Genomic DNA, 12,726 nt, shown 5'->3' with positions numbered 1-12,726 from the left:
ACCGCGATCTGGGACGGCTGGGAACTGGTCGAGCTGACCCCGGGCGGTGAGGTGCTCGACCGGATCGGATTGCCGGTCCCGCGCCCATCGGGGCTTCGCTTCAGCCGGGATGGGCGGCGCCTGATCGTCACCTCCGCCTCGGTGCGGTTGAGCCCGAGTCAGCTGCTTCGGGCGCCGCTGTCGGGCAGCGTGCTGGTCTGCGAACTCTGACGATCAGCGCGCGCAATGCGCGGCCGCCCGCTCCGCCTTTGTATCCAGCGCCCGTCGCGCGGCGCGCAACTCGCGCGCCGTGCCGAGCGCCTGACACCATTAACGGTATCAACCTTGGCGGCGATTTGATGAGAGCCGCACAGAATTGTCCGCCGCGTAATTTTATTTTTCCGCGTAAAAAGAACGATATATTTCCATAATTGACTGGGAAATGATCCTGTGTCAGAAATAATTATCGTTATTGAATTTGGCGGATCGATCCGGCGTCGTCCGAGCCCTCAACCGCCAACCAGAACAATGGGAACAAGCGTGTCCGCGATATCGGGAGAGAATGTGTCGATCAGGGAACCCGTTCGCGACGTGCCCGTCGTCGGGCGCTATGACGTCATCGTCTGCGGCGGCGGGCCCGCCGGCCTGATCGCCGCGGTCGCCGCGGCGCGCAACGGTGCGCGGACGCTGCTGATCGAACGCTATGGCTTCGTCGGCGGCATGGCGACCAGCGCGCTGGTGACCCCGATCAGCGAGTTCCGCCATTTCGGCAAGCAGCACATCGGTGGCATCCCGTTCGAGCTGCTCCAGAAGGCCGCCGACCTTGGCGGCGCCAATACCACGCTGGAGAGCGGCAACTTCCCGGTCAACGACGAGATCATGAAGCTCGCCGCGCAACGCCTGTTGCTCGAGAGCGGGGTGTCGCTGCTCTATCATAGCTGGTTCGCCGACTGCGTGATGGACGGCGACCGCGTCACCCATGTCATCGTCCAGAACAAGGCGGGGCGCGTCGCGTATCAGGGCGAGGTGTTCGTCGACTGCACCGGCGACGCCGATCTGGTGCGCGCGGCGGGCCTGCCGACGACGAAGGGCGACGTCCTGCAGCCCGCGACTTTGTGGTTCCAGTTGGGCGGCGTCGACACCGACGCGCTGTCCTATCTGTTCGGCGACGCGGTCGACGGGATGCTGCCGGTGTCCGACACGATCCGCAGCCGGCTGCTCGCGCTCAACGCACAGGGGGAGATCCCGATCTTCGGCGGGCCGTGGATCAACAGGTTCTTCCGCGACGGCATGGTCAGCATCAACGTGCTGCGTGAGCCGACCGACGCCAGCGACCCCGAATGGTTCACCCGCACCGAATGCAGCCTGCGCGAGAACCTGCAGCTCATCATCGAGGTCCTGCGCCGCGAATTCCCGGAGTTCCGCGATTGCTGGCTGGCCAAATCGGGCATCCAGACCGGGGTGCGCGAATCCTACCACATCGTCGGCCTCTACCAGCTTCAGCAGGACGACATTCTGGTGCCGAAGGCGTTCCCCGACACGATCGCCAAGGGTGCGCACGTCATCGACATCCACTCCAGCGACAGCAACGACCAGGACGGGCTGGTCGTTCCGCGCCAGGAATATAATGTGCCGTTCCGCTGCCTGGTGCCGCAGGGCAGCGTCAACCTGGTCACCGCCGGGCGCTGCCTGAGCGCGGACGGCCCCGGTTTCGGATCGGTCCGCGTGATGGCGACCTGCATGGCGATGGGCCAGGGTGCCGGGACCGCCGCCGCGCTGAGCGTCCGCCACGGCTACGGCATGTCGGAGATGAACTTCGCCCACCTGCGCGAAACGTTGATCGCGCAGGGCGCGGTGATCGATTTCGACAATGTCATCGATCCCCAGGCCCCGATCGAGCTGACGACCTATCCGGCGGTGCGCGCGGCGTGCTGAGGGTGGACGGTCCGCACCATGCGGCTTGAGGGCAGGACCGCGCTGATCACCGGCGCCGCGCGCGGCATCGGCCTGGCCTTTGCCCGCGCCTATGTCGCCGAGGGCGCGACCGTGGCGCTTGCCGATATCGACGGCGACGGCGCGCGCGCGGCAGCCGAGGCCATCGGCCCCGGCGCGGTCGGCATCCGGATGGACGTGACGCAGCCGGAGTCGATCGATGCAGGCTTTGCCGACGCGATCGGCGCGATCGGCCACCTCGACATCCTGGTCAACAACGCCGCGCTGTTCACCGCCGCGCCGATCGCCGAGGTGACGCGGGCGGACTATGACCGCGTGTTCGCGGTCAACGCCGCCGGCACCTTCTTTTGCCTGCAAGCGGCCGCCCGGCACATGATCGCGCGCGGCCAGGGCGGCAAGATCATCAACATGGCCAGCCAGGCCGGGCGGCGCGGCGAACCGCTGGTCGCGGTCTATTGCGCGACCAAGGCGGCGGTGATCAGCATGACCCAATCCGCCGGGCTCGACCTGATCCGCCACGGCATCAACGTCAACGCGATCGCGCCGGGCGTGGTCGACGGCGAGCATTGGGACGGCGTCGACGGATATTTCGCCCGCCTCGAAAACCGGGCGCCGGGCGAAAAGAAGCGCGCGGCCGCCGCTTCGGTGCCGATCGGCCGGATGGCGAGCGCGGCGGACCTGACCGGCATGGCGGTCTTTCTCGCCAGCGCGGAGGCCGATTACATCGTCGCCCAGACCTATGGCGTCGATGGCGGCAACTGGATGGCGTGACGATGGATCACACCGCTCACCGCCCCGCCCCTCCCCGCCCCGGCCCACCCGGCTCCGCCTCGCCCAGCCCTGCCCAGCCCGGCTATGATCGCGGCGGATTGCGGCCCGGGATCGTCCATATCGGTGTCGGCAATTTCCACCGCGCCCATATGGCGGCGTATCTCGACGACCTGTTCGCGCTTGGCGAAGATCACGACTGGGCAATCATCGGCGCGGGGGTGCGCCCGGCCGACGCCACGATGCGCGCCGCGCTGAAGGCGCAGGACTGGCTGTCGACGGTGATCGAGCTTGATCCCGCGGGCAAGCGCGCCCGGCGGGTCGGCGCGATGATCGATTTCGTCGAGGTCGATCCGTCGAACGCGCCGCTGATCGCGGCGCTGCGCCGGCCGGATATCCGCATCGTATCGCTGACCGTGACCGAGGGCGGCTATTTCATCGATCCCGCCACCGGCCGGTTCGATCCCACCGCGCCCGAGATCGTCGCGGACGCCGCGCAGCCGGATCGGCCGGCGACCGCGTTCGGTGCGATCGTCGCCGCGTTGCGCGCGCGCCGCGACGCCGGCATCGCGCCGTTCACGCTGCTGTCGTGCGATAATCTGCCCGGCAACGGCGACGCCGCGCGCGCCGCGACCGTCGGGCTCGCCCAGCTGTCCGACCCGGCGCTGGCCGACTGGATCGCCGCCCATCTCGCCTGCCCGAACGGGATGGTCGACCGGATCGCCCCGGCGACCGGTCCACGCGAACGCGCGATGGCCGCCGCCTTCGGACTGGCCGACGATCCGGTGCCGGTGACGTGCGAGCCGTTCCGCCAATGGGTGCTCGAAGACCGATTTCCGTCGGGGCGCCCCGCGCTGGAAAAGGTCGGCGTGACCTTTACCGACCATGTCCATGCCTTTGAGACGCGCAAGATCCGCATGCTCAACGGCGGCCACGCGATCATCGCCTATCCCGGCGCGATCAAGGGTATCGAGCATGTCCACGAGGCGATGGCGGACCCGACGATCGCCGCTTTCCTCGACCGGGTCGCAACCGACGAGATCCTGCCGATCATGCCCGTCGCGCCGGGACACGACCTGCCCGGCTACCAGCGGCTGATCGGCGACCGCTTCGCCAACCCCGAGATCGCCGACACCGTGCGGCGCGTGTGCTTCGACGGATCGAACCGGCAGCCCAAGTTCATCATCCCGTCGATCCGCGACAACATCGCGCGCGGCGTGATGCCGACGGGACTGATCCTCGCCAGCGCGCTGTGGTGCCGCTATTGCTACGGCATCGACGAACGCGGGCGCCCGATCGAACCGAACGATCCGGATTGGGAGACGCTGACCGCGACCGCGCGCGCGGCCCGGGATGCCCCCGCCCGCTGGATCGAGATGCGCGCGATCTATGGCGACCTGGCCGAGGATCGCGGTTTCGCGGCCGCCTTTGACGCGGCATTGCGCCGGGTCTGGGACGACGGGGTCGACGCCGCGATGGCCCACGCCATCGCGCGCTGAAGCGACCGGCCCGCGCCCGGTCGAGAATGCGCGCGCGGACAATTCTCCGCGCCGCCACCGGCCCGACCCCCCGCTGACGTTGCCCCGGCAACGGGGGAAACCTCCTCCTAGAACTTCGCCCGGACGCCGACGCGGAAGCTGCGTCCGATCGGATCGTACAGGTCGAACCGTCCGCCCAGGCCGGGAGCCGAATATTGCACCGTGGCGGGCACCACCGGCAGATCGATCGGATCGCGGTCGAACAGATTGTCGATGCCGACGGTCAGCGTGTAGGCCCCCGGCCCATCGAGCTTGACGATCCCGGTGAGGCCGAAGGTCAGGAAGCTCTTCACCGAGTTATCGTCGACGTCGACGCCGCTGACCCAATTGTTCTGCAGCTTCGCCGGCCCGACATAGCGCGCGTTCAGCGTGAGCGAGAACGGCCCCTGCTCATAGGTGGCGAAGGCGTTCGCCTTCAGCTTCGGCTGCCCCGGATTGAGGTCGGCGACCTGCCCGGCGAGGTCGGTGACGTTGCCGACCGCATCGACCTGCCGGAACACCGGCACATAGGACGCCAGCCCGCGCAGGCTGACCTGCCCGGCACCGACGCGGCGCCGATAATCGACCTCGAAGTCCCACCCCTGGGTGACCAGGCTGGCGACGTTCACCGGCACGGTATCGATCGACAGGATCGCCTGGTTGGCGTCGCGGTGGATGTACTGGCAATATTGCGTCTGGCCCGCGTTGCAGAACGCCAGCTCCTGCGCCGCGCTGATCGAGGCGATCGCCCCCTTCAGGCTGATTCGATAATAGTCGACCGAGAGCTGCAACCCCGGAATGAAGCCGGGGCTGTAGACGACGCCCGCCGTGGTCGTATCGGCCAGTTCGGGGTTGAGCGCGGGATTGCCGGTGGCGTTGGTATATTGCGGGTAGGTCTTGTTGGTCAGCGAATCGAACACCGGCTGCTGGGTAAGGGTGCCGCCGGAGAACAGATCGGTCAGCGTCGGCGCGCGGATGTCGCGGGACAAGGTGCCGCGCACGCGCAGATCGTCGAAGACCTGGTCCGAAATGCCGATCTTCCACGTCTTCACGCTGCCGCTCGTGCTATAGTCGGTCAGCCGCCCCGCCGCGTTCAATTCCAGCTTCTGCGCCAGCGGAACGTCCTTCAGGATCGGGATCACCGCTTCGACGAACCCTTCCTTGATGTTGCGCTTGCCATAGAAGGGCTGGAAGTTCTGAACGGCAAAGGCGCGGGCGAGCGCCAGCGCATCCTGCGTCGCCGACGCCTCGTTCCTGATATAGTCGCCGCCGAAGGCGACCGACACGTCACCCGCGGGCAGGCTGAAGATCGTGCCGGATGCGTCCACCGACGCGACGTCGAGCTTGACGATCATGCGCTGGAAAGCGGTGCCGTGGGTGTAGGCGATCGCTTCGGGTGTCGCCACGCCGACGCCGAACAGGTTGAGCGGGACGCAGCCGTTGGCGGGATTGGTCAGCGTCGAACGGCACACGATCGCGCCCGAGGCCGGGTCGCGGACCGCATCCACCGCGTTGTTGAAATTGGCGATGATGGTGTTGTTGTAGGCGTAGAGATTGGTCGTCGATTCGCCGTGGGTGTAATAGGCGTGCCATTTCCAGCTCGAGCCGATCTCGCCGTCGAAGCCGGCGACCGCGCGCCACACGTCGCGGGAATTGCTCGAGGTCGGCGGACCGAAATCGACCGTGTCCTTGCCCAGGCTGAACGTCGTCTGCCCCGCCGCGAGCAGCTGATCGCGGATCGCCGGATTCAGATAGGCGTTGTCGGCATTGATCGTGATATTGCCCTGCCGCATATAATAGAGATAGCCATTCTCATTATAGTTCGACCGGCCATAGAAGCCTTCGACATAGGCGGTGATCCCCGGCACGACCTCATAATCGACGTGCCCGAAGAAATTGGCATAGTTCAGCGGCGTCGACATCGACCGGGCGAGGCCGACCGTGTTGTCATAGTCCCCGCCATATTGGACCAGGCCGGATTGATTGCCGAAATCATAGGGCGCCGGCGTGCCCGACGGCCCGAGGAACTGGATGCCGCGCAACGGCCCGGAGGTGATGACGCCGCCGGGCGACACGTTCGACGTGCCGACGTTGCGGACGGTGATCTGGCGCGGTTGGCCGTTGGTCGCGGTATAGGCGGGATTGTTGACCACCGCCCGGCTCTTGAAGAAGCTGCGGTCGATCAGATCGACCCCGTCGGGCTGGTTGAAATAGTCGAACTCGGCGACGATGTGCCCCTTGCCGCCGGCGAAGCTGTGTCCGGCGGTCAGGTTCGCCTTCACATAGCCCGCGTCGCCGCGCTCCGTGACGCCGCTTTCGACGTTTACGCCCAGACCCTGATAATCGCGGTCGAGCACGAAGTTGACGACGCCGGCAACCGCGTCCGAACCCCAGGCGGCCGAGGCGCCGCCGGTGACGACCTCTACCCGCTTGATGAGGCCGAACGGCAGGGTGACGGTATCCACGCCCCCCGCCGTGGTCGATTCGACGACCCGCCGGTTGTCGAGCAGGACCAGCGTCCGCGTCGCCCCCAGGTTGCGCAGGTTGACGAACTCCGCGCCGCCGCCGGCGACGTTGATGGCGGGATTCTTGGCCGACGTGGCGTTACCGAACGACGGAAGCTGGTTGAGATAGCTCGCGATCGTGGCCGGCGCCTGCCGCGCGATCTCCGCCTCGCCGACGACCGTCACCGGCGTCGGCTGCTGAAAGCCGTTCGCGGTAATGCGCGAACCGGTCACCACGATATCCCGGTCCGGCGTCGCTTGCGTCGCGGGGGAATCCTGATCCGGCGCGGCCTGGCCGACCATCGCTGAATCGGGCGTCGGCGAAGGCGGAGATGCCGCCGCGCGCGCCTGCGCCATCGACGGCAGGATGACCGAAGCGACACCGCATAACAGAACTGCCTTTAGCATCAGAACCCCTCCTCCAGACCAACACACTCTCCGGCGTGATAATCAGATCATGACCCCCGCCCCGGCGAATTGCAATCATTGTTTCACGTGTCAGTGAAAATTATGGGGCGAGGCTGACGCTACGGGTTTGCGGGGGCGCGGCGCCGATCCGTCCTGCGCGGTCCTCGCCGAACGGCGTCGAACAGCGTCGATCAGTACCGATCAGCACGCACGGCGGCATTTTCGCCGGGTTTTCGCGAAAGACGCTGCTAGGGCACGGTCGATGTCCCGCAAATTCCTCCGTCTACGTGCCGCCGGCATCGCCCTGCTCCTCCTGATCGCGGCGGGAGGCGGCCTCTGGCTATGGCTGTGGGACGGCTTCACACCCGTCCCGACCAACGTCGCCTGGCCGGCGGAACTGACGACGGTGGCGGGCGGCGGCGCACGAGGCCACGCCGACGGCGCGGCGGGCACGGCGCGCTTCGGCGACCCGTTCGCCGTGGCGATCGATCGGCATGGGGTGCTGTATGTCGCCGACGCCGACGATACCGGCCAGATCCGCAGGATCGCGCCGGACGGCGACGTCACCACCCTGCCGGGGTCGTTCGACACGCCGTCGGGCGTCGCGATCGACCGCGCGGGCAATGTCATCGTCGCGGATACCGGCGCCAACGCGATCCGCAGGATCGGTGTCGACGGATCGGTGACCACGCTCGCCGGCGACGGCGCGCCGGGGTTTCGCGACGGCCCGGCCGCCCAGGCGCGCTTCAACGGCCCGATCGGCGTCGCCGCCGATGCGAAGGGCAATGTCTATGTCGCGGACAGCTACAATGATCGCATCCGCGTCATCACCGCCGACGGTGCGGTGCGTACCATCGCCGGGGGCGACGCGCCCGGCCTTGCCGACGGACAGGGATCGGTGGCGGCGTTCGACACGCCGACCGGGCTGGTGCTCGACCGACACGGCGCGCTACTGATCGCGGACACCGGCAACGCCGCGATCCGCAAGATTGACGCGGACGGCCGCGTCTCGACGGTCGCACGCACCGATCCGGGCGACGGCCCCGGTCTGCTCGATGGCGCGATCGGCCTGGCGGCGACCCACGACGGCTTCGTCTATATCGCGTCGCTGCGGCGGGGGCGCATCGTGCAGATGACGCCATCGGGCGAGTTGCGCATACTGGCCGGGTCGGGATCGACGATCGAGGGCAACGCGGCGCTGCCGCTGACCGGCCCCGCCGGCGTCGCGGTCGATCGCAGGGGTGTCGTCTATGTCGCCGATGCCTCGGCCTATGCGATCCGCAGGCTTGCGCCGCGCGGCGACACCGCTCGTCCTGCGATCGCCGCACCCGCGCCGCCGGCGCTGGTCCACGCGGCGGTGGTTCCGTGGCCGGTCGCGCCGCAGCACGGGTGGCATGAAGTGGTCGGCTCACTGGGGGAGGTGCGCGGCAATTATCAGGGCGACAGCCGCGACCATCTTCACGCCGGACTCGATATCAGCGCGCCAGTGGGCACGCCCGTCCTGGCGTCGGCGGATGAGACGGTGCGCGATCCGCTACCCAATCGGGGCCTCGACGGGCTCAGCGAAGGGCTGCGCATCGACCAGCTGACCTATATCCACATGCGCGTCGGTCGCACAGCCAGCGGCGCGCCGCTCGACCCGGCCCGGTTCCAGCTCCTCCGCGATGACGCGGGCCGCGTCGTCAGAGTGCGGATCAAGCGCGGCGCCCGCTTTCGAGTGGGCGATCCGCTCGGCACGATCAACCGCATGGCGCATGTCCATCTCGAACTCGGCGCCCCGCGCGCCAAGATCAACGCGCTGCTGCTGCGCTTTCCGGGCTTTGCCGACCATGTTCCGCCGCAGATCGACGATGTTCATCTCCTCGACGCGGCCGGCCGGCACCTGACCGCGATGGAGCAGGGGCGGCTTGTCATTCCGCGCAACGCCGGTCCGATGAGTATCGTCGCAGAGGCGTGGGATCAGGTCGACGGCAATGCCGACCGTCGCCGGCTCGGCCTGTACCGGGCGGGGTTCCAGATCCTGCGCGGCGACGGCACGCCGCTGCCCGGATTCGAACGGCCGCGCATCACCATCGCGTTCGACCGGATGCCGACCGCCTCCGACGCCGCAAAGATCGTCTACGCCCCCGCCAGCGGCGACTCGGTCCACAGCGACCAGCGGACCCGGTTCCTCTACGTCGTCACCAACGCCCTGCATGGCGGCAGGGCGCATGCCGAAGGCTGGAACCCGGAGGGGCTTTCCCCCGGACACTATATCATCCGCATCCACGCGGCCGATCGGGCCGGCAATGTCGCGACGACTGGGCGCGACCTGCCGATGACGGTGCGTTGAACTGATGCCGGAGACGGCCATAACCCCCGTGGGGAAGGATCGAGAACGCATGTTCCAGCTCGACGGCAAGGTCGCGCTCGTCACCGGGGCCAGCGGCGGCCTCGGCAGTGAAATCGCGCGCGGACTGGCGCAGGCCGGCGCCCACGTCCTGCTGCATGGCCGCGACAGCGACCGCCTCGCTCCGCTGGCACGGGGGATCGCCGGCGCGGGCGGATCGGCGGAGGTCGTCGTCGGCGACCTGCGCGACGCGGATGCGGGCGTGCGCTTGCTGGCCGCACATGGCGACATCCAGATATTGGTCAACAACGCGGGGGGCCGCGATCGGCGATCGCTGGCCGGTCTTGATCGCGACGCCGTTCGCGCCCTGCTGGAGATCAACCTGGTCGCGCCGTTCGACCTGGCCCGCGTGCTGTCCGCGCAAATGTCCGCCGGCGGACGGATCATCAACATCACCTCGATCGCCGGGCAGATCGCCCGTTCGGGCGACGCCGCCTACACGATGAGCAAGGGCGGGCTGGAAGCCGCGACGCGCGCGCTGGCCGCCGAACTCGGCCCGCGGCAGATCACCGTGAACGCGGTGGCGCCAGGCTTTCTCGCGACCGAGGCCAACGCGGCGATGGTCGCCGACCCCGCCGTTGCCGATCATCTCGCGCGACGCACGTCGCTCGGCCGATGGGGAAGGCCCGAGGAAATCACCGGCGCCGTGCTGTTCTTCGCCGCCCCGGCATCGTCCTATGTGACGGGTCAGGTGCTCGCGGTCGACGGCGGATATCTCGCGCATTTCTGATATCGGGGATGATGGCGCCGGTACACTCGCGGCGTTACCGTCTGAGCCACCACGCCGCGATCCCGGCAGGCTATGCGGGACCGCCCGATTGATCGATGCCCTGAAGCAGGGCGCGCATGCCGGCTGGACCATCGGACACTCGGCGTGCCATGATCGGTAATTGGTGCGGTCGAGAAGACTCGAACTTCCACGGCCTTTCGGCCACAACGACCTCAACGTTGCGCGTCTACCAGTTCCGCCACGACCGCACTTGAAACCCCGCCGGACGAACGCCGACGGCTGGTAAGGCGAGCGCCCCTAGCGCAGCATTCGGACGCTGGCAAGCGCCGTCGATCGTTCCGTCCCCTCCGAAAATGGTCTACGGGCCCGCCTCCATGCCCACGCACCGCCCCCACCCTGCCGATCGCAACGTTCCGGTCGAGATCGGCCGGCTGCTCGCGCTCGCCTGGCCGGTGGTGCTGACCAGCCTCAACTGGACCATCCTGCACGTCACCGACGTGGTGGTGGTCGGCATGGTCTCGACCGAGCAGGCCGCCGCGCTGGGCGCGAGCCGGGCGCTGACCTTCATCGGGATCGTCGCGGCGATCGGCTTCCTGACCGGAATTCTCGCACTGGTGGCGCGCGCCGACGGCGCCGGCGACCTGCCCGAGACGGGGCGGCTGATGCAGGAAGGGCTGGTGCTGGCTCTGGCGCTGGGGGGCGTGTTCGGGCTGATCCTGTTCGCCTTTGCCGAACCGATGCTGCTGGCGATCGGCGTCGCCCCCGCGCTGGCGCCCGACGCGGCGCGGGTGGTCGAGGTGATGGCGTTCGCCTATCCGTTCCAGGCGGTGCTGATCGCGGTGAGCTTTTTCCTGGAGGGGATCAGCCGGCCGCGCCGTGCGACCGTGGTCAACCTGACGACGATGCCGATCAACGCGCTGCTGTCCTGGGCGCTGTCGGGCGGGCATCTCGGTCTGCCGGCGATGGGCGCGACCGGCGCGGCGCTGGGCACGACGATCACCTCCGCGATCGGCGCGGTGCTGATGGTCGGCGCGGCGTGGACCCTGCCGGGCGCGATCGAGCGGGGCGTGCGGCAATGGCGCGCGACCGTGGCCGGCGTCCGGACGCTGGCGGCGTTCGGCACGGTGCCGGCGATCGCCTCCGCGCTCGAACTCGCCGGATTCTCGATCCTGATCGCGCTGTCGACCCGGCTGGGCGATACCGCCGCGCACGCATTTCAGATCGTCTTTTCGATCCACAACGTCACCTTTGCGGTCGCGCTGGGGGTCGGATCGGCGGCGGGGGTCCGCGCGGGCAATGCGATGGGTGAGGGCCGGCCGCGCGAGGCGCCGTGGCGCGCCGCGATCGCGACCGCGCTGGCGGCAGGCGCGACGGGGCTGTGCGCGGCAGTGCTGCTGCTGTTCGACAGCACCGTCACCGGCGCTTTTCCCGCAACGCCGCCGGTCCATGTGCTGGCGGCCGCGATGCTGCTGATATGGGCGCCGTTCATCCTATTCGACGGGATCCAGGTGGTGCTGGTCTACACGCTGCGTTCGCTCGGCGATCAGGTCGCCGCCGGGATCAACGGCATCGTCGCCTTCTTCATCGTCACCGGCGGGGTAGGCTGGGGACTGGTCGAAGCGGGCCTGGGGCCGATGGCGCTGGTGTGGGCATCGGGGATCGGCATGGTCGCCGCCGCGCTGCTCAACGCCGCGCGACTGATCTGGATCGCGCGCCGGCTCTAACCGAGGTGGCGCCGACGCGCGCTATGGTCCGAAATGGAGGGAGTTCGGCGACGCCGCGCCGCGTGTCGTGATAGGCTCCACGCCGTCGATCACGATGGCGTGGAGCCGTGAATTGCCCGATTCCAGCGTGCGCGCGTGGATTGCCGGCCGGCGCGTGGCAATGCCGCTGCTGGCCGGTGCGCTGGCCGGCTCTTCGATGATCGCGCCGGCTGCCGCACAGACCGGTGATCGGGCGCTGGCCAGCCCCGCCGCGATCACCGGACGGGATACCCATTCGCGGACGCTCTACCTGTCGCTGATCGAGAATATGCGGGCGTCGGGGCAGGTCCACGCCGCGCTCGCCCATCTCGATGCGTTCGACACGCAGTTCCCCCGGTCGGACGAGGCGGCGATCCTGCGCGGCAATTGCCTGGTCGACATCGCTGATTATCCCGGCGCGGGCGCGGTGTTCCAACGGCTGGTGCGCGGACGCCATGCCGCAGAGGCGTTCGCGGGGCTGGGGCGAATCGAGGCGCTGAACGAACGGTGGCCGGCGGCGGTGGCGCACTATGCCCGCGCGGTGCAGCGGGCGCCGACGCAACCGCTCTATCTCAGCGACTATGGCTTCGCGCTGTTGCGCGCGGGCAAGCCGGCGGACGCGGTGTTCCGGCTGCGTCAGGCGGTCGAGCTGGCGCCGGCTGACACGCGAGCGCGCAACAACCTGATCCTCGCGCTGGCGGCCGCCGGGGACGAGCCCGCCGCGCGGCGCGTGCTG

The 12,726-nt window shown here is 68.6% G+C and carries 8 protein-coding genes, 1 tRNA gene and 1 pseudogene; 8 read left to right on the top strand and 2 right to left on the bottom strand.

Going from position 1 to position 12,726, the window contains the following annotated elements; translation table 11 throughout:
- The 4 genes and pseudogenes from VNR91_RS01200 to VNR91_RS01185 form a co-directional block, all read left to right on the top strand.
- Positions 1 to 210, top strand: a pseudogene (locus VNR91_RS01200) (SMP-30/gluconolactonase/LRE family protein); the annotation flags it as partial.
- 309 nt (positions 211 to 519) lie between these two features.
- Positions 520 to 1,914 (top strand): FAD-dependent oxidoreductase, encoded by a 1,395-nt coding sequence (locus VNR91_RS01195; protein ID WP_325488968.1) that lies wholly within the window; start codon positions 520 to 522, stop codon positions 1,912 to 1,914.
- A gap of 18 nt (positions 1,915 to 1,932) precedes the next feature.
- The gene (locus VNR91_RS01190) at positions 1,933 to 2,703 is read left to right on the top strand and encodes an L-iditol 2-dehydrogenase (protein WP_325488967.1); all 771 of its coding nucleotides are present in this window, start codon (positions 1,933 to 1,935) and stop codon (positions 2,701 to 2,703) included.
- Between the two features lie 2 nt (positions 2,704 to 2,705).
- Complete coding sequence (locus VNR91_RS01185; protein ID WP_325488966.1) at positions 2,706 to 4,199, top strand: mannitol dehydrogenase family protein; 1,494 nt, start codon at positions 2,706 to 2,708, stop codon at positions 4,197 to 4,199.
- 107 nt (positions 4,200 to 4,306) lie between these two features.
- Here the strand turns inward: VNR91_RS01185 and VNR91_RS01180 are convergent, their stop codons facing one another.
- Entirely contained in the window at positions 4,307 to 7,129 is a 2,823-nt protein-coding gene (locus VNR91_RS01180; protein WP_325488965.1) for a TonB-dependent receptor domain-containing protein, read from the bottom strand.
- A gap of 262 nt (positions 7,130 to 7,391) precedes the next feature.
- On the opposite strand from VNR91_RS01180, the gene VNR91_RS01175 reads away from it, so the two are divergent.
- Together VNR91_RS01175 and VNR91_RS01170 are read left to right on the top strand one after the other, a co-directional pair.
- The gene (locus VNR91_RS01175) at positions 7,392 to 9,461 is read left to right on the top strand and encodes a hypothetical protein (protein WP_325488964.1); all 2,070 of its coding nucleotides are present in this window, start codon (positions 7,392 to 7,394) and stop codon (positions 9,459 to 9,461) included.
- A 49-nt stretch (positions 9,462 to 9,510) separates the two neighbouring features.
- On the top strand, positions 9,511 to 10,248 hold the full coding sequence (locus VNR91_RS01170; protein WP_325488963.1) for an SDR family oxidoreductase: 738 nt from the start codon (positions 9,511 to 9,513) through the stop codon (positions 10,246 to 10,248).
- A gap of 161 nt (positions 10,249 to 10,409) precedes the next feature.
- Here VNR91_RS01170 and VNR91_RS01165 read toward each other — a convergent pair.
- Positions 10,410 to 10,496: transfer RNA gene (locus VNR91_RS01165), tRNA-Leu, on the bottom strand.
- Between the two features lie 126 nt (positions 10,497 to 10,622).
- On the opposite strand from VNR91_RS01165, the gene VNR91_RS01160 reads away from it, so the two are divergent.
- Together VNR91_RS01160 and VNR91_RS01155 are read left to right on the top strand one after the other, a co-directional pair.
- Positions 10,623 to 11,972: an MATE family efflux transporter gene (locus tag VNR91_RS01160; RefSeq protein WP_325488962.1), complete on the top strand. Its 1,350-nt coding sequence runs from the start codon at positions 10,623 to 10,625 to the stop codon at positions 11,970 to 11,972.
- 94 nt (positions 11,973 to 12,066) lie between these two features.
- The coding region (locus VNR91_RS01155; protein ID WP_325488961.1) for a tetratricopeptide repeat protein at positions 12,067 to 12,726 on the top strand (660 nt) is incomplete at its 3' end.

This window comes from Sphingomonas sp. (genome assembly GCF_035555815.1).
In the GTDB taxonomy this organism is placed as follows: Bacteria; Pseudomonadota; Alphaproteobacteria; order Sphingomonadales; family Sphingomonadaceae; genus Sphingomonas.
This window is presented reverse-complemented; position numbering and strand designations above follow the sequence as displayed.

Coding starts and splice junctions, on each gene's coding strand:
- VNR91_RS01175 (WP_325488964.1), top strand. CDS start 7,392: ATGTCCCGCAAATTCCTCCGTCTACGTGCCGCCGGCATCGCCCTGCTC.
- VNR91_RS01170 (WP_325488963.1), top strand. CDS start 9,511: ATGTTCCAGCTCGACGGCAAGGTCGCGCTCGTCACCGGGGCCAGCGGC.
- VNR91_RS01190 (WP_325488967.1), top strand. CDS start 1,933: ATGCGGCTTGAGGGCAGGACCGCGCTGATCACCGGCGCCGCGCGCGGC.
- VNR91_RS01160 (WP_325488962.1), top strand. CDS start 10,623: ATGCCCACGCACCGCCCCCACCCTGCCGATCGCAACGTTCCGGTCGAG.
- VNR91_RS01185 (WP_325488966.1), top strand. CDS start 2,706: ATGGATCACACCGCTCACCGCCCCGCCCCTCCCCGCCCCGGCCCACCC.
- VNR91_RS01180 (WP_325488965.1), bottom strand. CDS start 7,129: ATGCTAAAGGCAGTTCTGTTATGCGGTGTCGCTTCGGTCATCCTGCCG.